The 20,275-nt window shown below is 67.9% G+C and carries 15 protein-coding genes and 1 tRNA gene; 14 read left to right on the top strand and 2 right to left on the bottom strand.

Features of this window, described 5'->3' with window-relative positions; genetic code table 11:
* The first annotated feature begins 25 nt into the window (after positions 1-25).
* The 3 genes from IE275_RS18285 to IE275_RS18275 all read left to right on the top strand — a co-directional run bounded on the left by IE275_RS18285 (position 26) and on the right by IE275_RS18275 (position 3,384).
* Positions 26-595 carry a TetR/AcrR family transcriptional regulator gene (locus IE275_RS18285; protein ID WP_189712383.1) on the top strand — a complete coding sequence of 190 codons (570 nt, stop codon included), beginning with the start codon at positions 26-28 and terminating at the stop codon, positions 593-595.
* A gap of 101 nt (positions 596-696) precedes the next feature.
* A complete protein-coding gene (locus IE275_RS18280; RefSeq protein WP_189712382.1) occupies positions 697-2,178 on the top strand; it encodes a DHA2 family efflux MFS transporter permease subunit in 1,482 nt (493 codons plus the stop codon).
* Positions 2,179-2,328: 150 nt separating this feature from the next.
* Positions 2,329-3,384, top strand: a complete 1,056-nt coding sequence (locus IE275_RS18275; protein WP_189712381.1) for a UDP-N-acetylmuramate dehydrogenase — start codon at positions 2,329-2,331, stop codon at positions 3,382-3,384.
* A 26-nt stretch (positions 3,385-3,410) separates the two neighbouring features.
* Here IE275_RS18275 and IE275_RS18270 read toward each other — a convergent pair whose 3' ends face one another.
* Both IE275_RS18270 and IE275_RS18265 read right to left on the bottom strand, forming a co-directional pair.
* Positions 3,411-4,442 (bottom strand): adenosine deaminase, encoded by a 1,032-nt coding sequence (locus IE275_RS18270; protein ID WP_189712380.1) that lies wholly within the window; start codon positions 4,440-4,442, stop codon positions 3,411-3,413.
* A gap of 122 nt (positions 4,443-4,564) precedes the next feature.
* Positions 4,565-5,791 (bottom strand): pyridoxal phosphate-dependent aminotransferase, encoded by a 1,227-nt coding sequence (locus IE275_RS18265; RefSeq protein ID WP_189712379.1) that lies wholly within the window; start codon positions 5,789-5,791, stop codon positions 4,565-4,567.
* 215 nt (positions 5,792-6,006) lie between these two features.
* Here IE275_RS18265 and IE275_RS18260 point away from each other — a divergent pair.
* The 11 genes from IE275_RS18260 (at position 6,007) to IE275_RS18210 (ending at position 20,264) form a co-directional block, all read left to right on the top strand.
* Positions 6,007-6,079 (top strand) — tRNA-Trp (locus tag IE275_RS18260).
* Between the two features lie 108 nt (positions 6,080-6,187).
* Positions 6,188-6,475, top strand: coding sequence for a preprotein translocase subunit SecE (gene secE, locus IE275_RS18255; protein ID WP_189712378.1), 288 nt, complete (start codon positions 6,188-6,190; stop codon positions 6,473-6,475).
* A 79-nt stretch (positions 6,476-6,554) separates the two neighbouring features.
* Positions 6,555-7,469, top strand: coding sequence for a transcription termination/antitermination protein NusG (nusG, locus tag IE275_RS18250; RefSeq protein WP_189712377.1), 915 nt, complete (start codon positions 6,555-6,557; stop codon positions 7,467-7,469).
* 165 nt (positions 7,470-7,634) lie between these two features.
* On the top strand, positions 7,635-8,069 hold the full coding sequence (gene rplK / locus IE275_RS18245; protein WP_189712376.1) for a 50S ribosomal protein L11: 435 nt from the start codon (positions 7,635-7,637) through the stop codon (positions 8,067-8,069).
* Positions 8,070-8,149: 80 nt separating this feature from the next.
* Positions 8,150-8,875, top strand: a complete 726-nt coding sequence (gene rplA, locus IE275_RS18240; RefSeq protein ID WP_189712375.1) for a 50S ribosomal protein L1 — start codon at positions 8,150-8,152, stop codon at positions 8,873-8,875.
* 150 nt (positions 8,876-9,025) lie between these two features.
* Positions 9,026-9,937 (top strand): SCO4651 family lipoprotein, encoded by a 912-nt coding sequence (locus tag IE275_RS18235; RefSeq protein WP_189712374.1) that lies wholly within the window; start codon positions 9,026-9,028, stop codon positions 9,935-9,937.
* A 97-nt stretch (positions 9,938-10,034) separates the two neighbouring features.
* Positions 10,035-10,862, top strand: a complete 828-nt coding sequence (locus tag IE275_RS18230; protein ID WP_189712373.1) for an SCO4651 family lipoprotein — start codon at positions 10,035-10,037, stop codon at positions 10,860-10,862.
* 292 nt (positions 10,863-11,154) lie between these two features.
* The gene (gene rplJ, locus IE275_RS18225; protein WP_189712372.1) at positions 11,155-11,685 is read left to right on the top strand and encodes a 50S ribosomal protein L10; all 531 of its coding nucleotides are present in this window, start codon (positions 11,155-11,157) and stop codon (positions 11,683-11,685) included.
* A 124-nt stretch (positions 11,686-11,809) separates the two neighbouring features.
* Complete coding sequence (gene rplL / locus IE275_RS18220) at positions 11,810-12,193, top strand: 50S ribosomal protein L7/L12 (RefSeq protein WP_189712371.1); 384 nt, start codon at positions 11,810-11,812, stop codon at positions 12,191-12,193.
* A 575-nt stretch (positions 12,194-12,768) separates the two neighbouring features.
* Positions 12,769-16,254, top strand: coding sequence for a DNA-directed RNA polymerase subunit beta (gene rpoB / locus IE275_RS18215; protein ID WP_189712370.1), 3,486 nt, complete (start codon positions 12,769-12,771; stop codon positions 16,252-16,254).
* Positions 16,255-16,364: 110 nt separating this feature from the next.
* Positions 16,365-20,264, top strand: a complete 3,900-nt coding sequence (locus IE275_RS18210) for a DNA-directed RNA polymerase subunit beta' (RefSeq protein ID WP_189712369.1) — start codon at positions 16,365-16,367, stop codon at positions 20,262-20,264.
* Positions 20,265-20,275 lie beyond the last annotated feature (11 nt).

Raw genomic sequence — 20,275 nt, 5'->3', positions numbered from 1 at the left:
AGTGATTGAGTACTAACTTACTTCCATGACCAGGATGAGTGCGGAGGAGCGGCGTGAGAGCGTCGTCCGGGCGGCGACCACCGAGTTCGCCCGGGGTGGGTATCACGGCACGTCGACCGAGGCGATCGCCCGGCGGGTGGGCGTCTCGCAGCCGTATCTCTTCAGGCTCTTCCCCGGCAAGAAGGCGATCTTTCTGGCGGTCTCCGAGCGCTGTATGGACGATTTCATCCGTATGTTCGAGGAGGCTGCCGAAGGGCTGGAGGGCGAAGAGGCCGTCCATGCCATGGGAAACGCGTACGCCAAGGTCATCGCGGAGCGGCCCGAGCGGCTGATGATGCAGATGCAGACGTATCTCGCCGTGGCCGCCGCCGAGGCGGAGGGGGACCACGAGTTCGGCGACGCCGTGCGGGCCGGGTGGATGCGGCTGTGGGACACCGTCCACGTGCCGCTCGGCGCGGACGTCGACGAGACGACGACGTTCATGGCCTACGGCATGCTCATCAACTGTCTGGTGGCCATGGGGTTCCCACCCGGGCACCGGGTGTGGGAGGGGATCTACCCCTCGGCCCGGGCCACGGGCCGACTGGAGAAGTAGGCGCGGGGCGCGGGGTGGGGCGGTATGCCGGCTGTCGGTGTCCCTTCATGCCCGCAAAAGTTAGTCATCCATAACTAACCATCGATCTCTCTGGGGGAGAGATGTCACAGGAAACGGCACAGCAGAGCCCACGGACCACCACGCGCGGGGGAACCGTCTGGGCCCTCGTCATCACCGGCGTCGCCGGATTCATGGCGGCACTCGACAATCTCGTCGTCACCACCGCCCTGCCGTCCATCCGCGAGGACCTCGGCGGTGGGCTGGGTGACCTCGAATGGACCGTGAGCGCCTACACCCTCACCTTCGCCGTCCTGCTGATGTTCGGCGCGGCGCTCGGCGACCGGTTCGGCCGGCGGCGGATGTTCCTCGTCGGGCTCACCGTCTTCACCGGCGCCTCCGCCGCGGCGGCCATGGCGCCCGGCATCGACTCCCTGATCGCCGCCCGCGCGGTGCAGGGCGTCGGCGCGGCGATCATGATGCCGCTGACGCTCACCCTGCTCACGGCCGCCGTGCCCGCCGCCAAGCGCGGGATGGCGTACGGGATCTGGGGGGCCGTCAACGGGCTCGCGGTGGCCTCCGGGCCGCTCATCGGCGGCAGCCTCACCGAACATGTGTCCTGGCACTGGATCTTCTGGCTGAACGTTCCGCTGGGCCTCGCGCTGCTGCCGCTCGCCCGGCTGCGGCTCGCCGAGTCGTACGGCACCGGCGCGCCCCTCGACATACCCGGCACCCTGCTCGCCAGCGGCGGGCTCTTCGGGATCGTCTACGGCCTGGTGCGCGGGCCGGCCGACGGCTGGACCAGCACGCTGGTGCTGACCGGGCTGTTCGCGGGAAGCGTGCTCCTCGTCGCCTTCGTGCTGTACGGCATGCGCGCGGCCAACCCCATGCTGCCGATGCGGCTGTTCCGCTCGCGGGCCTTCGCCGGCATCAACGCGGCCAGCCTGCTGATGTTCCTCGGCATGTTCGGATCGATCTTCCTGCTCAGCCAGTACATGCAGGGCGTCCTCGGCTACTCGCCCACCGAGGCGGGGCTGCGGATGCTGCCGTGGACCGGCATGCCGATGCTCGTCGCGCCGATCGCCGGGATCCTCTCCGACCGGATCGGCGGGCGGCCGGTCGTCGCCGCCGGGCTCTTCCTCCAGGCTGCCGGACTCGCCTGGATGGCCGCCGTCGCGACCGTCGACGCCTCCTACGCCGTCCAGCTGCCCGGGCTGATCGTCAGCGGCATCGGCATGGCCCTGTACTTCGCCCCGGCGGCCAACCTGGTGATGTCCAGCGTCCGCGCCCAGGAGCAGGGGATCGCCTCCGGCGCGAACAACGCGCTGCGCGAGGTCGGCGGCGCCCTCGGCATCGCCGTCATGTCGTCGATCTTCTCGGCCCAGGGCGGCTACGAGTCCGGCCAGGCCTTCGTGGACGGGCTGCGGCCCGCCCTGGTCACCGGCGCGGCCGTGGTGGCGCTGGCCGGCGTGGCGGCGCTGCTGATCCCCGCGGCACGCCGGGCCGTCCCCGGCGGGACCGCGGGGGAGACCGACGCGAAGACCGACGCCGGTGCGGTGCCGGTGCTGGAGGGCGCCGAGCGCTGAACCCCCGGGAAGCTCCCGCACGGCGGGGGAACGTGACGGCACGCACGCGTGCGGGCCCCGCCGACACCGGCGGGGCCCCACACGCGCGTGGGGCGCGGTACGGACCCGTGCGGGGCGGGGGTGTCGGTGGGGTCTCGTAGGCTTGGGCGCGTGCTGGAACTTCACGACGCCCCGCTCGCCCCGCTGACCACCTTCCGGCTGGGCGGCCCCGCCACCCGGCTGGTGACCGCGACCACCGACGCCGAGGTGATCGCCGCCGTGCGCGAGGCCGACGCCGCCGGTACGCCACTGCTGCTGATCGGCGGCGGTTCGAACCTCGTCATCGGCGACAAGGGCTTCGACGGCACCGCCCTGCGCATCGCCACCCGCGGCTTCGAACAGGTCGGCACCCGGCTCGAACTGGCCGCCGGCGAGGTGTGGACCGACGCCGTCGCCCGCACCGTCGAGGCCGGGCTGGCCGGTGTCGAGTGTCTAGCCGGCATCCCCGGCTCGGCCGGCGCGACCCCCATCCAGAACGTGGGGGCGTACGGCCAGGAGGTCTCCTCCAGCATCACCGAGGTGATCGCCTACGACCGCCGCGCGGGCGAGACGGTCACGCTCACCAACGCCGAGTGCGCCTTCTCGTACCGCCACAGCCGCTTCAAGGCCGACCCCGAGCGGTATGTCGTGCTGCGCGTCCGCTTCGAGCTGGAGGACGCGGACGGCCTGTCGGCGCCGCTGAAGTACGCCGAGACGGCCCGGGCGCTGGGCGTGGCGCCCGGCGACCGCGTGCCGCTCGCCGACGCCCGGGAGACCGTGCTGAAGCTGCGCGCCGGGAAGGGCATGGTGCTGGACGCCGAGGACCACGACACCTGGTCGGCCGGCTCGTTCTTCACCAACCCGATCCTCACCGACGCCGACTTCGCGGTGTTCCACGCGCGCGTGCGGGAGCGGCTGGGCGACGGCGTGGAGCCGCCCGCGTACCCGGCGGGCGAGGGGCGCACCAAGACCTCCGCGGCCTGGCTGATCGACAAGTCGGGCTTCACCAAGGGCTACGGCGACGGGCCCGCGCGCATCTCCACCAAGCACACCCTCGCCCTCACCAACCGGGGCGAGGCGACGACCGAGGACCTGCTCGCGCTGGCCCGGGAGGTCGTGGCCGGAGTCCGCGAGGCGTTCGGGATCACGCTAGTCAACGAGCCGGTGATGGTCGGAGCCGGGCTCTAGGGGTCGCGGCGCGAGGGAGGGGCGCGCTACGCCGCCAGCCAGTCGTCCACGCCCGCCAGCAGCTTCGTCCTCATGTCCTCCGGCGCCGCCGATCCCCGGATCGACTGACGGGCCAGTTCCGCCAGTTCCGCGTCCGTGAAGCCGTGGTGGCGGCGGGCGATCTCGTACTGGGCGGCCAGCCGGGAACCGAACAGGAGCGGGTCGTCGGCGCCCAGCGCCATCGGCACGCCGGCCTCGAACAGAGTGCGCAGGGGTACGTCCTCGTGCTTCTCGTAGACGCCGAGGGCCACGTTCGACGCCGGGCACACCTCGCAGGTCACGCCGCGCTCGGCCAGCCGCCTCAGCAGCCGGGGATCCTCGGCCGCCCGTACGCCGTGCCCCACCCGGGTCGCGTGCAGGTCGTCCAGGCAGTCCCGCACGGAGGACGGACCCGTCAGCTCACCGCCGTGCGGCGCGGACAGCAGCCCGCCGTCCCGCGCGATGGCGAAGGCCCGGTCGAAGTCCCGCGCCATGCCCCGCCGTTCGTCGTTCGACAGCCCGAAACCGACCACACCCCGGTCGGCGAACCGCACCGCGAGCCGGGCCAGCGTCCGGGCGTCCAGCGGATGCTTCATACGGTTCGCCGCGACCAGCACCCGCATCCCGAGCCCGGTCTCCCGCGAGGCCTTCTCGACGGCGTCCAGGATGATCTCCAGCGCCGGGATCAGCCCGCCCAGCCGGGGCGCGTACGACGTCGGGTCGACCTGGATCTCCAGCCATCCGGAGCCGTCCCTGATGTCCTCCTCCGCGGCCTCCCGCACCAGTCGCTGTATGTCCTCGGGCTGCCGCAGACAGGACCGCGCCGCGTCGTAGAGCCGCTGGAAGCGGAACCAGCCCCGCTCGTCCGTGGCCCGCAGGCTCGGTGGCTCGCCGCTGGTCAGCGCGTCGGTCAGCGCCTCGGGCAGACGCACCCCGTACTTGTCGGCCAGCTCCAGCACGGTCCCGGGCCGCATGGACCCGGTGAAGTGCAGATGCAGATGGGCTTTCGGCAGCTCAGAGACATCACGTACACGCTCCATTCAGGAATCCTGCCGTACGCCACCGCCGTCCCGGTAGCCGATTCCCTGAACGTGGTCTTGCTCGCACGAAGAAACGGGCCGCCTCCCCGGAGGGAAACGGCCCGTACGCGCGTGTGGAGACGTCAGTCCCTGGCCTCCGCCAGCAGCTTCTGGATCCGGCTCACGCCCTCGACGAGGTCCTCGTCACCCAGGGCGTACGACAGCCGCAGGTAGCCCGGCGTGCCGAAGGCCTCGCCCGGGACGACCGCGACCTCGGCCTCGTCCAGGATCAGCTCGGCCAGTTCGGTGCTGTTCTGCGGGCGCTTGCCGCGGATCTCCTTGCCGAGCAGCCCCTTCACCGACGGGTACGCGTAGAAGGCGCCCTCGGGCTCCGGGCAGAGCACGCCGTCGATCTCGTTGAGCATCCGCACGATCGTCTTGCGGCGGCGGTCGAAGGCCTCGCGCATCGTCTCCACGGCCGACAGGTCACCCGAGACGGCGGCCAGCGCGGCGACCTGGGCCACGTTGGAGACGTTGGAGGTGGCGTGCGACTGGAGGTTCGTCGCGGCCTTCACGACGTCCTTCGGGCCGATGATCCACCCGACCCGCCAGCCGGTCATCGCGTACGTCTTGGCGACACCGTTGACGACCACGCACTTGTCGCGCAGCTCGGGCAGGATGGCCGGCAGCGAGGTGAACGTCGCGTCGCCGTAGACGAGGTGCTCGTAGATCTCGTCCGTCATCACCCACAGGCCGTGCTCCACGGCCCAGCGGCCGATCGCCTCGGCCTCCTCGGCGCTGTAGACCGCGCCGGTCGGGTTGGACGGGGAGACGAAGAGCACGACCTTCGTGTTCTCGGTGCGCGCGGCCTCCAGCTGCTCGACCGAGACCCGGTAGCCGGTGGTCTCGTCGGCCACGACCTCCACCGGCACACCGCCGGCGAGACGGATCGACTCCGGGTACGTCGTCCAGTAGGGCGCCGGGACGATGACCTCGTCGCCCGGGTCGAGGATCGCGGCGAAGGCGTTGTAGATCGCCTGCTTGCCGCCGTTGGTGACCAGGATCTGCGCCGGGTCGACCTCGTAGCCGGAGTCGCGCAGCGTCTTCGCGGCGATCGCGGCCTTCAGCTCGGGCAGACCGCCGGCCGGCGTGTACCGGTGGTACTTGGGGTCCTGGCAGGCCGCGACGGCGGCCGCGACGACGTAGTCCGGGGTCGGGAAGTCGGGCTCGCCGGCACCGAAGCCGATCACCGGACGCCCGGCGGCCTTCAGGGCCTTGGCCTTGGCGTCCACGGCGAGGGTGGCTGACTCGGAGATCGCGCCGACGCGGGCGGAGACCCGGCGCTCGGTGGGAGAGGTTGCAGCGCTCATACGGCCCATGTTTTCAGACAGGAAACCGGCCCGGCACACGGGTTTCACCCACTGGGCAACCGGCAGAACACCAGACGGAATCCGTCCAAGACCATTTTCCGTTCGACGGGGCGCCCCGGACCACGTACACTCTCACGTCGTTGGCCTTCAACAGCCGTGCCACAACCGGTGCACACCGAGCACCCGGTCGGATGCGGTAAGTTGAAGACACACAAAGGGTCGTAGCTCAATTGGTAGAGCACTGGTCTCCAAAACCAGCGGTTGGGGGTTCAAGTCCCTCCGGCCCTGCTACACACACCATCGCCAGGATGTGTGCGCATGTACGTACAGCAATGCACAGCCGTGCGGCTCAGACCGGGCGCGGCACGGCCACGACCCGGGAACAGGTGAGGACGAATGGCGGACGCCGTGGGCTCCATCGACACGCCTGATGCCCAGGACGAAGTGCCTGAGGCCAAGAAGAAGGGCCGCAAGGGCGGAAAGCGTGCCAAGAAGGGCCCGCTGAAGCGCCTCGCCCTTTTCTACCGCCAGATCGTCGCGGAGCTCCGCAAGGTCGTCTGGCCCTCGCGAAGCCAGATGACGACGTACACGACCGTGGTGATCGTCTTCGTGGTCATCATGATCGGCCTGGTGACCGTGATTGACTATGGACTCAGCCACGCCGCCAAGTACGTCTTCGGCTGAGCCAAGAGCGAAGGGCGCCGGGTGATCGGCGCCCCTTTCGCGTGTTCCACCCCCATGTATCCAGGAAGAAGCAGCCACCGTGTCTGACCAGAACCTGAACGACGCCATCGAGCCCGACGACGTCGACGACGAGCTCGACATCGTCGAGGGCGCTGACGAGGACCTGGACGAGTTCGAGGCTGCGGACGCCGAAGCGGGCGAGCCCGCGGAGGAAGCCGCCCTCCACGTCGAGGACGGCGAGGACGAGGGCGACGTCGAGGACGCGACCGAAGCCGACGAAGAGGCCGAGGACGAGACCGACGTCGAGGACGAGGACGAGACCGACGTCGAGGCCGAAGAAGAGGCCGAGGCCGAGGAAGAAGAGCCGGCCGAGCCCGTCGACCCCGTCACCGCCCTGCGCGAGGAACTGCGCACCCTCCCCGGCGAGTGGTACGTGATCCACACCTACGCGGGTTACGAGAACCGGGTGAAGACCAACCTGGAGCAGCGCGCCGTCTCGCTGAACGTCGAGGACTACATCTTCCAGGCCGAGGTGCCGCAGGAAGAGGTCGTCCAGATCAAGAACGGCGACCGCAAGACGATCCGCCAGAACAAGCTCCCCGGCTACGTTCTCGTCCGGATGGACCTGACGAACGAGTCCTGGGGCGTCGTCCGCAACACCCCCGGCGTCACCGGCTTCGTGGGCAACGCCTACGACCCGTACCCGCTGACCCTGGACGAGATCGTCAAGATGCTCGCCCCGGAGGCCGAGGAGAAGGCCGCCCGTGAGGCCGCCGAGGCCGAGGGCAAGCCCGCGCCGCAGCGCAAGGTCGAGGTCCAGGTGCTCGACTTCGAGGTCGGCGACTCGGTCACCGTCACCGACGGCCCGTTCGCCACGCTCCAGGCCACGATCAACGAGATCAACGCCGACTCGAAGAAGGTCAAGGGTCTCGTCGAGATCTTCGGCCGCGAGACCCCGGTCGAGCTGAGCTTCGACCAGATCCAGAAGAACTGATTCTGGAACCCCAGCCTCCGAACAGGTCAGACGGGCTCTCGTAGCCGGTCTGACCTGCTCGGTTTTTGGCCGCGCAGGGATACCCGTTATCGTTGTGCGGTATGCCTCCATCCGGATGATCCGGACCGGACGGCTGAAAACTCTCACTAGGACCCGGAGAGAGCAATGCCTCCCAAGAAGAAGAAGGTCACGGGGCTTATCAAGCTCCAGATCAACGCCGGTGCGGCGAACCCGGCTCCGCCGGTCGGTCCCGCGCTGGGCCAGCACGGCGTCAACATCATGGAGTTCTGCAAGGCCTACAACGCCGCGACCGAGTCGCAGCGTGGCTGGGTCATCCCGGTGGAGATCACGGTCTACGAGGACCGCTCCTTCACCTTCGTGACCAAGACGCCGCCGGCCGCGAAGATGATCCTGAAGGCCGCGGGCATCGAGAAGGGCTCCGGCGAGCCGCACAAGACCAAGGTCGCCAAGATCACCGAGGCGCAGGTCCGCGAGATCGCCACCACCAAGCTGCCCGACCTCAACGCCAACGACCTGGACGCTGCCGCGAAGATCATCGCCGGTACCGCGCGTTCCATGGGCGTCACCGTCGAGGGCTGACCTCACCCCCCGTACCAGCAGAAGTGTGGAAGGGCCTGCTCGGCCCGTACCACGACTCCTCAGAATCACCAGGAGCAGTAGTGAGCAAGCGCAGCAAGTCTCTCCGCGCTGCGGACGCCAAGGTCGACCGGGACAAGCTCTACGCCCCGCTCGAGGCCGTCCGTCTCGCCAAGGAGACCTCCACGAGCAAGTACGACGGCACCGTCGAGGTCGCCTTCCGCCTGGGTGTCGACCCGCGCAAGGCCGACCAGATGGTCCGTGGCACCGTGAACCTGCCGCACGGCACCGGCAAGACCGCCCGGGTCCTGGTCTTCGCGACCGGTGACCGTGCTGCGGCCGCGGAGGCCGCGGGCGCCGACATCGTCGGCTCCGACGAACTGATCGACGAGGTCGCGAAGGGCCGTCTGGACTTCGACGCCGTCGTCGCCACCCCGGACCTCATGGGCAAGGTCGGCCGCCTCGGCCGCGTGCTCGGTCCCCGTGGCCTGATGCCGAACCCGAAGACGGGCACCGTCACCCCGGACACCGCCAAGGCTGTGACCGAGATCAAGGGCGGCAAGATCGAGTTCCGCGTCGACAAGCACTCGAACCTGCACTTCATCATCGGCAAGGTGTCCTTCGACGACACCAAGCTGGTGGAGAACTACGGCGCGGCCCTGGAGGAGATCCTCCGTCTGAAGCCGTCCGCCGCCAAGGGTCGCTACATCAAGAAGGCCGCGATCAGCACCACGGTCGGCCCCGGCATTCCGGTCGACTCGAACCGCACCCGCAACCTCCTCGTCGAGGAGGACCCGGCCGCGGTCTGAGCCTGACAGCTCACAGCAGTCACCCGACGAGCCCCGCAACCTTTCGAGGTGCGGGGCTCGTCCCTGTTTGTCGTACGAACTCTTTTTCCCGCACGGGTGTCAGTGCCGTGCGTTAGCGTGCGAACACAGGATTCCTTGGGGGTGGAGCGAATGAAGAGCACGACCGTGCGCCGTACGGGCCTCTCGATCGCGGCGGTGACCCTGCTGACGGGAGTGGCGGCCTGCAGTTCGGGGGGCTCGGAAGGATCCGGGGACTCCGGCGGTTCCGGCGGTTCCGGCAAGGACGGAACGCCACGGTTCTCGCCCGTCGCCGCCCTGCGCAGCGCGGAGAAGTCCACGGACGACGCCGACTCCGCGAAGGTCGAGTCCACCACGACCATGGGCTCGGTGATGTCGATGACCGCCGACGGCGCCCTCGGCTGGGGCGACGGACTCACCGGCACCCTCACCATCACCTACACCGGCGGCACCATGGCCGAGACGATGCGGCAGACGGGCAGCACCTCGATGGAGGCCCGCTACCTGCCCGACGCCTACTACGCCAGGATGGGCGACGCCTTCGCCGAGCAGGCCGGCGGCAAGCACTGGATCAAGTACGCGTACGACGACCTGGAGAGCCTCGGGGGCGGCTCGGGCGCGTATCTGAAGGACCAGATGCAGAACACCACCCCGAACCAGTCGGTGAAGCTCCTGCTGGCCTCCGGGGACGTGCGCAAGGTCGGCGAGGAGAAGGTCCGGGGCCAGGAGACCACGCACTACTCGGGCACGGTCGACGTGGCCGACCTCGCCTCGCAGAACTCCAACCTCGACCGGAGCCAGCTCGACGACCTGAAGAAGCAGCTGGAGCAGGCCGGCGTCAGCACCGAGACCGTGGACATCTGGGTCGACGACCAGGACCTCCTGGTGAAGAAGGTCGAAAAGGGCGAGACCACGGCCGGCGCCTTCACCCAGACCGCGTACTACAGCGACTACGGCACCGATGTGAGCGTCGACGAACCCCCGGCCAGTGACACCGCGGACTTCGCCGAACTGGTGAAGCAGCAGGGCCTCGGCACCTCGTAGATATTCACAGGACCTCACCGCGCCCTCTGGGATACGTTCACGGTCTTGCTGTGTATCGACCGTGTGTTCTCTGTATGGGTGTTCTGGGGGAAGTCGGATGAGGTTTTCCGTGGGTGTCCTCGGGCTGTCCGCACTGCTCGTCGCGGGCTGCGGCGCGGCGGGCGGGGCGGACGGCGGGAGCGACTCGGCCGCCGCCGCGGCCGCGGTCGCCCGGGCCGCGGAGAAGGCGGAGCGGACCGTGTCGCTGCGCTACACCATGACCGGCCGGACACCCGAGGAGGGCCGGGTCCGGGCCGAGGCCGCGATCAGCACCGAGCCAGCCGCCATGAGCCTGGAGTCGACCGTGCTCGGCGGGCCCGACCAGGGCACCGGCGAGTTCCGGCTGGTCGACGGGGCGCTCTACATGGGCTCCGACGAAGCGAACGAGGACGGCAAGCACTGGATCAGGATCGGGGCGCCGGGCATCTCCGACACCCCGAGCGGGGTCGAGATCGACAGCAGTGCGGCCGGGGACCGGTTCCGGGACAACCCCTCCCACGAGAGCGGGTTCCTCGGCGCGGCCGACGATCTGAAGGAGTCCGGCACCGAGACCGTCGACGGCGTCCGCACCACCCACTACACGGGTACGGCCACCCTCGACGGCATCCGCGACTTCTACGAGGACGAGCCGAAGAAGGTCCGCCAGCGGACCGAGAAGAGCCTCGCCCAGTACGAGAAGCTGGGCGTCGACGAGCTGACCCTGGACCTGTGGACCGACGCCGAGGACCGCACCCGCAAGATGCGCGTCCAGGGCTTCGGGCGCCACGGCGAGCTGGACCTCACCTTCGCCTTCGCCGACTTCGGCAAGCCGGTCACCGTCAAGGCGCCGCCCGCCTCGGACACCTTCGACATGTCCGAGGCGATGCGGAAGGCCAAGGAGGACTGAGCCCCGTACGGGAGTCCCGTACGGGCGGATTTGCTTGTCGCCGTATGCCTCCCGTACTCTCCTAAAGAAGCCAAAGACCGCTGGTCGTTGCCGTGCGCTCGCAAGAGAGTGCGGTGGCCGAAGGATCCGTTGACATACGGACGACCCGCGCAGGTGAGTGTGGAAGTGCTCCCGGACCGGAATCCCTGGATTCTGTTCGGTCGAGCTACGCCCCGTGCACCTGTGCCGGGGCGTTTCGTTTGTTCAGCCCCTTCTGAGCGGTCCTCATCACCCGGAAGGAGGCCGACGCTCTATGGCAAGGCCCGACAAGGCTGCCGCGGTGGCCGAGCTGACGGAGCAGTTCCGCAGCTCGAACGCCGCCGTGCTGACCGAGTACCGGGGTCTCACCGTGGCGCAGCTCAAGACGCTGCGTCGTTCGCTCGGTGAGAACGCCCAGTACGCCGTGGTGAAGAACACGCTGACCAAGATTGCGGCCAACGAGGCCGGGATCAACACGCTCGACGACCTGTTCAACGGTCCGACGGCGGTCGCCTTCATCACCGGTGACCCGGTGACGTCGGCGAAGGGTCTTCGTGACTTCGCCAAGGACAACCCGAACCTCGTCATCAAGGGCGGTGTCCTTGACGGCAAGGCGCTGACCGCCGACGAGATCAAGAAGCTTGCGGACCTCGAGTCCCGCGAGGTTCTGCTCGCCAAGCTGGCCGGTGCCATGAAGGGCAAGCAGTCGCAGGCTGCCACGCTCTTCCAGGCGCTGCCGTCGAAGCTCGTCCGCACCGTGGACGCCCTTCGTGCCAAGCGCGACGAGCAGGGCGGTGCCGAGTAACTCGGCTCGCGAAATGACCGCCGCCTGAGGCAGTACGCCTGAGGCGAGGGTCACAGCGGGCCGAACGTACGCCCGCCAGACATGTACATCCGGCACCAGCCGAATTAGTGGAAGGACCGCCACCATGGCGAAGCTCAGCCAGGACGACCTGCTCGCGCAGTTCGACGAGATGACCCTCATCGAGCTCTCCGAGTTCGTCAAGGCCTTCGAGGAGCGCTTCGACGTCACCGCCGCCGCGGCCGTCGCCGTTGCCGGCCCCGCCGTCCCCGGCGCCCCGGCCGAGGCCGCTGAGGAGCAGGACGAGTTCGACGTCATCCTCACGGGCGCCGGCGACAAGAAGATCCAGGTCATCAAGGTCGTGCGTGAGCTGACCTCCCTGGGTCTGAAGGAGGCCAAGGACCTCGTGGACGGCGCCCCGAAGCCCGTTCTCGAGAAGGTCGCCAAGGAAGCCGCGGAGAAGGCCGCCGAGTCCCTCAAGGGCGCCGGCGCCTCCGTCGAGGTCAAGTAACACCCCGCGGTCGGCGACGACCGCACGCGATGGCTGAAACAGTCCCCTGGGGGCTGTAACGCCCACGCACCGAAGAGCGATCATCCATCTGGGTGGTCGCTCTTCGGCGTTCTCCGGAGCGTGGTCACGGTTACCTGGAACCCTTGTGAGCGGGGGGTATGGTGATCTTCGTAGTGTCTCCGAGCCCAGGGTCCGGGCATGGGGGGCCTTGACGAACCGCACGCAGCGCGCAATTCTCAGGACGCGTCGTCACAAGGATCCGAATCCGAGGCATGGATCGACGGCGAAGAGGGCAGTATCACCGTGCGTTGAGGGCAATCAGACCGAGGGCGTTGAGAACCACGAGGGTCTCGAAAAACCCGCACTGGACATCAGTGTGCCAAGTGGCTACACTGACCCTTTGCGCTGCCTGTTAGCTGTCCCCTGCCCGTCACCAGGGGCATGCCCTCACTTGAGCACAGACGATCGGAACATCCCTGAGCTGGCCCTACGGCCGAAAAGGGCGGTTCGTGTCTGTGCGCGGGAGAGGGGCCGGTACGCGCGTAGTGAGTCCGAGCCCTCGGAAGGACCCCCTCTTGGCCGCCTCGCGCAACGCCTCGACCGCGAATACGAACAACGGCGCCAGCACCGCCCCGCTGCGCATCTCTTTTGCAAAGATCAAGGAGCCTCTCGAGGTTCCGAACCTGCTCGCGCTGCAGACCGAGAGCTTTGACTGGCTGCTCGGCAACACCGCTTGGCAGAGTCGGGTCGAGGAGGCTCTCGAGAACGGTCAGGACGTCCCCACCAAGTCCGGCCTCGAGGAGATCTTCGAGGAGATCTCCCCGATCGAGGACTTCTCCGGGTCGATGTCGCTGACGTTCCGCGACCACCGTTTCGAGCCGCCGAAGAACAGCATCGACGAGTGCAAGGACCGCGACTTCACGTACGCGGCCCCGCTCTTCGTGACGGCCGAGTTCACCAACAACGAGACCGGCGAGATCAAGTCCCAGACGGTCTTCATGGGCGACTTCCCGCTCATGACCAACAAGGGCACCTTCGTCATCAACGGCACCGAGCGCGTCGTCGTGTCGCAGCTCGTCCGTTCGCCGGGTGTCTACTTCGACTCCTCGATCGACAAGACGTCCGACAAGGACATCTTCTCCGCCAAGATCATCCCGTCCCGGGGTGCCTGGCTGGAGATGGAGATCGACAAGCGCGACATGGTCGGCGTCCGCATCGACCGCAAGCGCAAGCAGTCGGTGACCGTCCTCCTGAAGGCGCTCGGCTGGACGACCGAGCAGATCCTCGAGGAGTTCGGCGAGTACGAGTCCATGCGCGCCACCCTGGAGAAGGACCACACCCAGGGCCAGGACGACGCGCTGCTCGACATCTACCGCAAGCTGCGTCCGGGCGAGCCCCCCACGCGTGAGGCCGCGCAGACGCTGCTCGAGAACCTCTACTTCAACCCCAAGCGCTACGACCTCGCCAAGGTCGGCCGCTACAAGGTCAACAAGAAGCTGGCGGCGGACGCGCCCCTCGACGCCGGTGTCCTGACCGTCGAGGACGTCATCGCGACGATCAAGTACCTCGTGAAGCTGCACGCGGGCGAGACCGAGACGGTCGGCGACAGCGGTCAGACGATCGTCGTCGAAACCGACGACATCGACCACTTCGGCAACCGTCGTCTGCGCAGCGTCGGCGAGCTCATCCAGAACCAGGTCCGTACGGGTCTGGCTCGTATGGAGCGCGTCGTCCGTGAGCGCATGACGACCCAGGACGTCGAGGCGATCACGCCGCAGACCCTGATCAACATCCGGCCGGTCGTCGCCTCCATCAAGGAGTTCTTCGGCACCAGCCAGCTGTCGCAGTTCATGGACCAGAACAACCCGCTGTCGGGTCTGACGCACAAGCGTCGTCTCTCGGCGCTGGGTCCCGGTGGTCTGTCCCGTGAGCGGGCCGGCTTCGAGGTCCGTGACGTGCACCCGTCCCACTACGGCCGCATGTGCCCGATCGAGACGCCCGAAGGCCCGAACATCGGTCTGATCGGCTCGCTCGCCTCCTACGGCCGGGTCAACGCGTTCGGTTTCGTCGAGACCCCGTACCGCAAGGTCGTCGACGGCCAGGTCACCGACGAGGTCGACTACCTGACGGCCGACGAAGAGGACCGCTACGTCATCGCGCAGGCCAACGCCACGCTCAACGACGACATGCGCTTCACCGAGAACCGCGTCCTGGTCCGCCGCCGTGGCGGCGAGGTCGACTACGTCGCCGGTGACGACGTGGACTACATGGACGTCTCGCCGCGCCAGATGGTGTCGGTCGCGACCGCCATGATCCCGTTCCTCGAGCACGACGACGCCAACCGTGCCCTCATGGGCGCGAACATGATGCGTCAGGCCGTCCCGCTCATCAAGAGCGAGTCCCCGCTCGTCGGCACCGGCATGGAGTACCGCTCCGCCGTCGACGCCGGCGACGTGGTCAAGGCCGAGAAGGCGGGTGTGGTCCAGGAGGTCTCCGCGGACTACATCACCACCGCCAACGACGACGGCACGTACATCACGTACCGCCTGGCCAAGTTCGCCCGCTCCAACCAGGGCACCTCGGTCAACCAGAAGGTCATCGTCAACGAGGGCGACCGGATCATCGAGGGCCAGGTCCTGGCCGACGGTCCGGCCACCGAGAACGGCGAGATGGCGCTGGGCAAGAACCTGCTCGTGGCGTTCATGCCGTGGGAGGGTCACAACTACGAGGACGCGATCATCCTGTCGCAGCGCCTCGTGCAGGACGACGTCCTCTCCTCGATCCACATCGAGGAGCACGAGGTCGACGCCCGTGACACCAAGCTCGGCCCCGAGGAGATCACCCGGGACATCCCGAACGTCTCCGAGGAGGTCCTCGCCGACCTCGACGAGCGCGGCATCATCCGGATCGGTGCCGAGGTCGTCGCCGGTGACATCCTCGTCGGCAAGGTCACGCCCAAGGGCGAGACCGAGCTGACGCCCGAGGAGCGCCTGCTGCGCGCGATCTTCGGTGAGAAGGCCCGTGAGGTCCGTGACACCTCGCTGAAGGTCCCGCACGGCGAGATCGGCAAGGTCATCGGCGTCCGTGTCTTCGACCGTGAGGAAGGCGACGAGCTGCCGCCGGGCGTGAACCAGCTGGTTCGGGTCTACGTGGCGCAGAAGCGCAAGATCACGGACGGTGACAAGCTCGCCGGCCGTCACGGCAACAAGGGTGTCATCTCCAAGATCCTGCCCATCGAGGACATGCCGTTCCTCGAGGACGGGACCCCGGTCGACATCATCCTCAACCCGCTCGGTGTGCCGTCCCGAATGAACCCGGGGCAGGTTCTGGAGATCCACCTCGGCTGGCTCGCCAGCCGCGGCTGGGACGTCTCCGGTCTCGCCGACGAGTGGGCGCAGCGCCTCCAGGTCATCGGTGCCGACCAGGTCGCCCCCGGCACCAACGTCGCCACCCCGGTGTTCGACGGTGCCCGTGAGGACGAGCTGGCGGGTCTGCTCCAGCACACCATCCCGAACCGCGACGGCGAGCGCATGGTGCTCCCGTCCGGCAAGGCGCGGCTGTTCGACGGTCGTAGCGGTGAGCCGTTCCCGGACCCGATCTCGGTCGGCTACATGTACATCCTGAAGCTGCACCACCTGGTCGACGACAAGCTGCACGCCCGTTCGACCGGCCCGTACTCGATGATCACCCAGCAGCCGCTGGGTGGTAAGGCCCAGTTCGGTGGCCAGCGATTCGGTGAGATGGAGGTGTGGGCGCTGGAGGCATACGGCGCCGCCTACGCCCTCCAGGAGCTGCTGACCATCAAGTCCGACGACGTGACCGGCCGCGTGAAGGTCTACGAGGCCATCGTCAAGGGCGAGAACATCCCCGAGCCCGGCATCCCCGAGTCCTTCAAGGTGCTCATCAAGGAGATGCAGTCTCTCTGCCTGAACGTGGAGGTGCTGTCCAGCGACGGTATGTCCATCGAGATGCGTGACACCGACGAGGACGTCTTCCGCGCTGCGGAGGAGCTCGGCATCGACCTGTCCCGGCGCGAGCCGAGCAGCGTCGAAGAGGTCTGACGGGAGTTCGGTCCGGAGGTTCAGCGATGAAGATCCCTGAGCCTCCGGCCGGCCCCGAGACCCCCGTTTCAGACCCCAAGACTTACAACCCTGAGAGGGATTGACGCATAGTGCTCGACGTCAACTTCTTCGACGAGCTCCGGATCGGCCTGGCCACCGCGGACGACATCCGTCAGTGGAGCCACGGCGAGGTCAAGAAGCCCGAGACGATCAACTACCGCACGCTCAAGCCGGAAAAGGACGGGCTCTTCTGCGAGAAGATCTTCGGTCCGACCCGGGACTGGGAGTGCTACTGCGGCAAGTACAAGCGCGTCCGGTTCAAGGGCATCATCTGTGAGCGCTGCGGCGTCGAGGTGACCCGTGCCAAGGTGCGCCGTGAGCGGATGGGCCACATCGAGCTCGCCGCCCCCGTCACGCACATCTGGTACTTCAAGGGTGTCCCGAGCCGGCTGGGCTACCTGCTCGACCTGGCTCCCAAGGACCTCGAGAAGGTCATCTACTTCGCGGCGTACATGATCACGTACGTCGACGAGGAGCGCCGTACGCGCGACCTGCCCTCCCTGGAGGCGCACGTCTCCGTCGAGCGCCAGCAGGTCGAGAACCGCCGGGACGCCGACCTGGAGGCCCGCGCCAAGAAGCTCGAGACCGACCTGGCCGAGCTCGAGGCCGAGGGTGCCAAGGCCGACGTGCGCCGCAAGGTGCGCGAGGGTGCCGAGCGTGAGATGAAGCAGCTGCGCGACCGCGCCCAGCGCGAGATCGACCGTCTCGACGAGGTGTGGACCCGCTTCAAGAACCTCAAGGTCCAGGACCTCGAGGGCGACGAGCTGCTCTACCGCGAGCTTCGTGACCGCTTCGGCACGTACTTCGACGGTTCGATGGGTGCCGCGGCGCTGCAGAAGCGCCTGGAGTCCTTCGACCTCGACGAGGAGGCCGAGCGTCTCCGCGAGATCATCCGTACCGGCAAGGGCCAGAAGAAGACCCGTGCGCTCAAGCGCCTCAAGGTCGTCTCCGCGTTCCTCCAGACCAGCAACAGCCCCAAGGGCATGGTGCTGGACTGCGTGCCGGTCATCCCGCCGGACCTTCGCCCGATGGTGCAGCTGGACGGTGGCCGCTTCGCAACCTCCGACCTCAACGACCTGTACCGCCGTGTGATCAACCGCAACAACCGTCTGAAGCGCCTTCTCGACCTCGGTGCGCCCGAGATCATCGTGAACAACGAGAAGCGCATGCTTCAGGAGGCCGTCGACGCGCTCTTCGACAACGGCCGTCGTGGTCGCCCCGTCACGGGCCCCGGCAACCGTCCGCTGAAGTCCCTCAGCGACATGCTGAAGGGCAAGCAGGGTCGATTCCGTCAGAACCTGCTCGGCAAGCGTGTGGACTACTCCGCGCGTTCCGTGATCGTCGTCGGCCCGCAGCTGAAGCTGCACCAGTGCGGCCTGCCGAAGGCCATGGCGCTGGAGCTCTTCAAGCCGTTCGTGATGAAGCGCCTGGTCGACCTGAACCACGCGCAGAACATCAAGAGCGCCAAGCGGATGGTCGAGCGCGGCCGCACGGTCGTGTACGACGTCCTGGAAGAGGTCATCGCGGAGCACCCGGTTCTGCTGAACCGTGCGCCCACGCTGCACCGCCTCGGCATCCAGGCCTTCGAGCCGCAGCTGGTCGAGGGCAAGGCCATCCAGATCCACCCGCTCGTCTGCACCGCGTTCAACGCGGACTTCGACGGTGACCAGATGGCCGTGCACCTGCCGCTCTCCGCGGAGGCGCAGGCCGAGGCCCGCATCCTGATGCTGTCCTCGAACAACATCCTCAAGCCCGCCGACGGCCGTCCGGTGACGATGCCGACCCAGGACATGGTCCTCGGTCTGTTCTTCCTCACCACCGACGGTGAACTGCGTGACACCAAGGGCGAGGGCCGCGCGTTCGGCTCCTCGGCCGAGGCGATCATGGCGTTCGACGCCGGTGAGCTCGCGCTCCAGTCGGCGATCGACATCCGCTTCCCGGTGGGCACCATCCCGCCGCGCGGCTGGACCCCGCCGGCGCGCGAGGAGGGCGAGCCCGAGTGGCAGCAGGGTGACTCGTTCCGGCTGCGGACGACCCTGGGCCGCGCGCTCTTCAACGAGCTGCTGCCCGAGGACTACCCGTTCGTCGACTACTCGGTGGGCAAGAAGCAGCTCGGCGAGATCGTCAACGACCTGGCCGAGCGCTACCCCAAGGTCATCGTGGCGGCGACGCTCGACAACCTGAAGGCGGCCGGCTTCTACTGGGGTACCCGTTCCGGTGTCACCGTGGCCATCTCCGACGTCGTCGTTCCCGAGGCGAAGAAGGAGATCGTCGCGGGCTACGAGGCGCAGGACGAGAAGGTCCAGAAGCAGTACGAGCGCGGTCTGATCACCAAGGAAGAGCGCACGCAGGAGCTCATCGCGATCTGGACCAAGGCGACCAACGAGGTCGCCGAGGCGATGAACGCGAACTTCCCCAAGACGAACCCCATCTTCATGATGGTTGACTCGGGTGCCCGAGGAAACATGATGCAGATGCGGCAGATCGCCGGTATGCGTGGTCTGGTGTCGAACGCCAAGAACGAGACGATCCCGCGTCCCATCAAGGCGTCCTTCCGTGAGGGCCTGTCCGTGCTGGAGTACTTCATCTCCACGCACGGTGCCCGTAAGGGTCTGGCGGACACCGCCCTGCGTACCGCCGACTCGGGTTACCTCACCCGTCGTCTGGTGGACGTCTCGCAGGACGTCATCATCCGCGAGGAGGACTGCGGTACCGAGCGCGGCCTCAAGCTGGCCATCGCCGAGCGCGACGAGACCGGTGTGCTGCGCAAGGAGGCCAACGCCGAGACCAGCGTGTACGCGCGCTGCCTCGCCGAGGACATCGTGGTGGACGGCAAGGTGCTCGCCCCGGCGGGCGTCGACCTCGGTGACGTCCTCATCGACCAGCTGGTCAAGGCCGGCGTCGAGGAGGTCAAGACCCGCTCGGTTCTGACCTGCGAGTCCCAGGTCGGCACCTGCGCCATGTGCTACGGCCGTTCGCTGGCCACCGGCAAGCTGGTCGACATCGGTGAGGCGGTCGGCATCATCGCCGCCCAGTCCATCGGTGAGCCCGGTACCCAGCTGACGATGCGTACCTTCCACACCGGTGGTGTGGCCGGTGACGACATCACCCAGGGTCTGCCGCGTGTCGTCGAGCTCTTCGAGGCCCGTACCCCGAAGGGTGTCGCCCCGATCTCCGAGGCCCAGGGCCGCGTGCGGATCGAGGAGACCGAGAAGACCAAGAAGATCGTCATCACGCCGGACGACGGCAGCGACGAGACGGCGTTCCCGATCTCGAAGCGCGCCCGACTCCTGGTCAGCGAGGGCGAGCACGTCGAGGTGGGCCAGAAGCTCACCGTGGGTGCCACCAACCCGCACGACGTGCTGCGCATCCTGGGTCAGCGTGCCGTCCAGGTCCACCTGGTCGGCGAGGTCCAGAAGGTGTACAACTCGCAGGGTGTGTCGATCCACGACAAGCACATCGAGATCATCATCCGGCAGATGCTGCGCCGTGTGACGATCATCGAGTCCGGCGACGCCGAGCTGCTGCCCGGCGAGCTCGTCGAGCGCTCGAAGTTCGAGGTCGAGAACCGTCGTGTGGTGCAGGAGGGCGGTCACCCGGCCTCCGGTCGTCCGCAGCTCATGGGTATCACCAAGGCCTCGCTGGCCACGGAGTCCTGGCTGTCGGCGGCGTCCTTCCAGGAGACGACCAGGGTGCTGACGGACGCGGCGATCAACGCCAAGTCCGACTCCCTGATCGGCCTCAAGGAGAACGTCATCATCGGTAAGCTCATCCCGGCCGGTACGGGTCTGTCCCGCTACCGCAACATCCGGGTCGAGCCGACCGAAGAGGCCAAGGCCGCGATGTACTCGGCCGTCGGCTACGACGACATCGACTACTCGCCGTTCGGCACGGGCTCCGGCCAGGCCGTTCCGCTGGAGGACTACGACTACGGTCCGTACAACCAGTGAGTGGTAGCTGA

Origin of the sequence: Streptomyces phaeofaciens (genome assembly GCF_014648915.1) — a bacterium.
Lineage (GTDB): Bacteria > Actinomycetota > Actinomycetes > Streptomycetales > Streptomycetaceae > Streptomyces > Streptomyces phaeofaciens.
This window is presented reverse-complemented; position numbering and strand designations above follow the sequence as displayed.

Coding starts and splice junctions, on each gene's coding strand:
- IE275_RS18285 (WP_189712383.1), top strand. CDS start 26: ATGACCAGGATGAGTGCGGAGGAGCGGCGTGAGAGCGTCGTCCGGGCG.
- IE275_RS18280 (WP_189712382.1), top strand. CDS start 697: ATGTCACAGGAAACGGCACAGCAGAGCCCACGGACCACCACGCGCGGG.
- IE275_RS18270 (WP_189712380.1), bottom strand. CDS start 4,442: ATGGAGCGTGTACGTGATGTCTCTGAGCTGCCGAAAGCCCATCTGCAT.
- IE275_RS18265 (WP_189712379.1), bottom strand. CDS start 5,791: ATGAGCGCTGCAACCTCTCCCACCGAGCGCCGGGTCTCCGCCCGCGTC.
- secE (WP_189712378.1), top strand. CDS start 6,188: ATGGCGGACGCCGTGGGCTCCATCGACACGCCTGATGCCCAGGACGAA.
- rplK (WP_189712376.1), top strand. CDS start 7,635: ATGCCTCCCAAGAAGAAGAAGGTCACGGGGCTTATCAAGCTCCAGATC.
- IE275_RS18235 (WP_189712374.1), top strand. CDS start 9,026: ATGAAGAGCACGACCGTGCGCCGTACGGGCCTCTCGATCGCGGCGGTG.
- IE275_RS18230 (WP_189712373.1), top strand. CDS start 10,035: ATGAGGTTTTCCGTGGGTGTCCTCGGGCTGTCCGCACTGCTCGTCGCG.
- rplJ (WP_189712372.1), top strand. CDS start 11,155: ATGGCAAGGCCCGACAAGGCTGCCGCGGTGGCCGAGCTGACGGAGCAG.
- rplL (WP_189712371.1), top strand. CDS start 11,810: ATGGCGAAGCTCAGCCAGGACGACCTGCTCGCGCAGTTCGACGAGATG.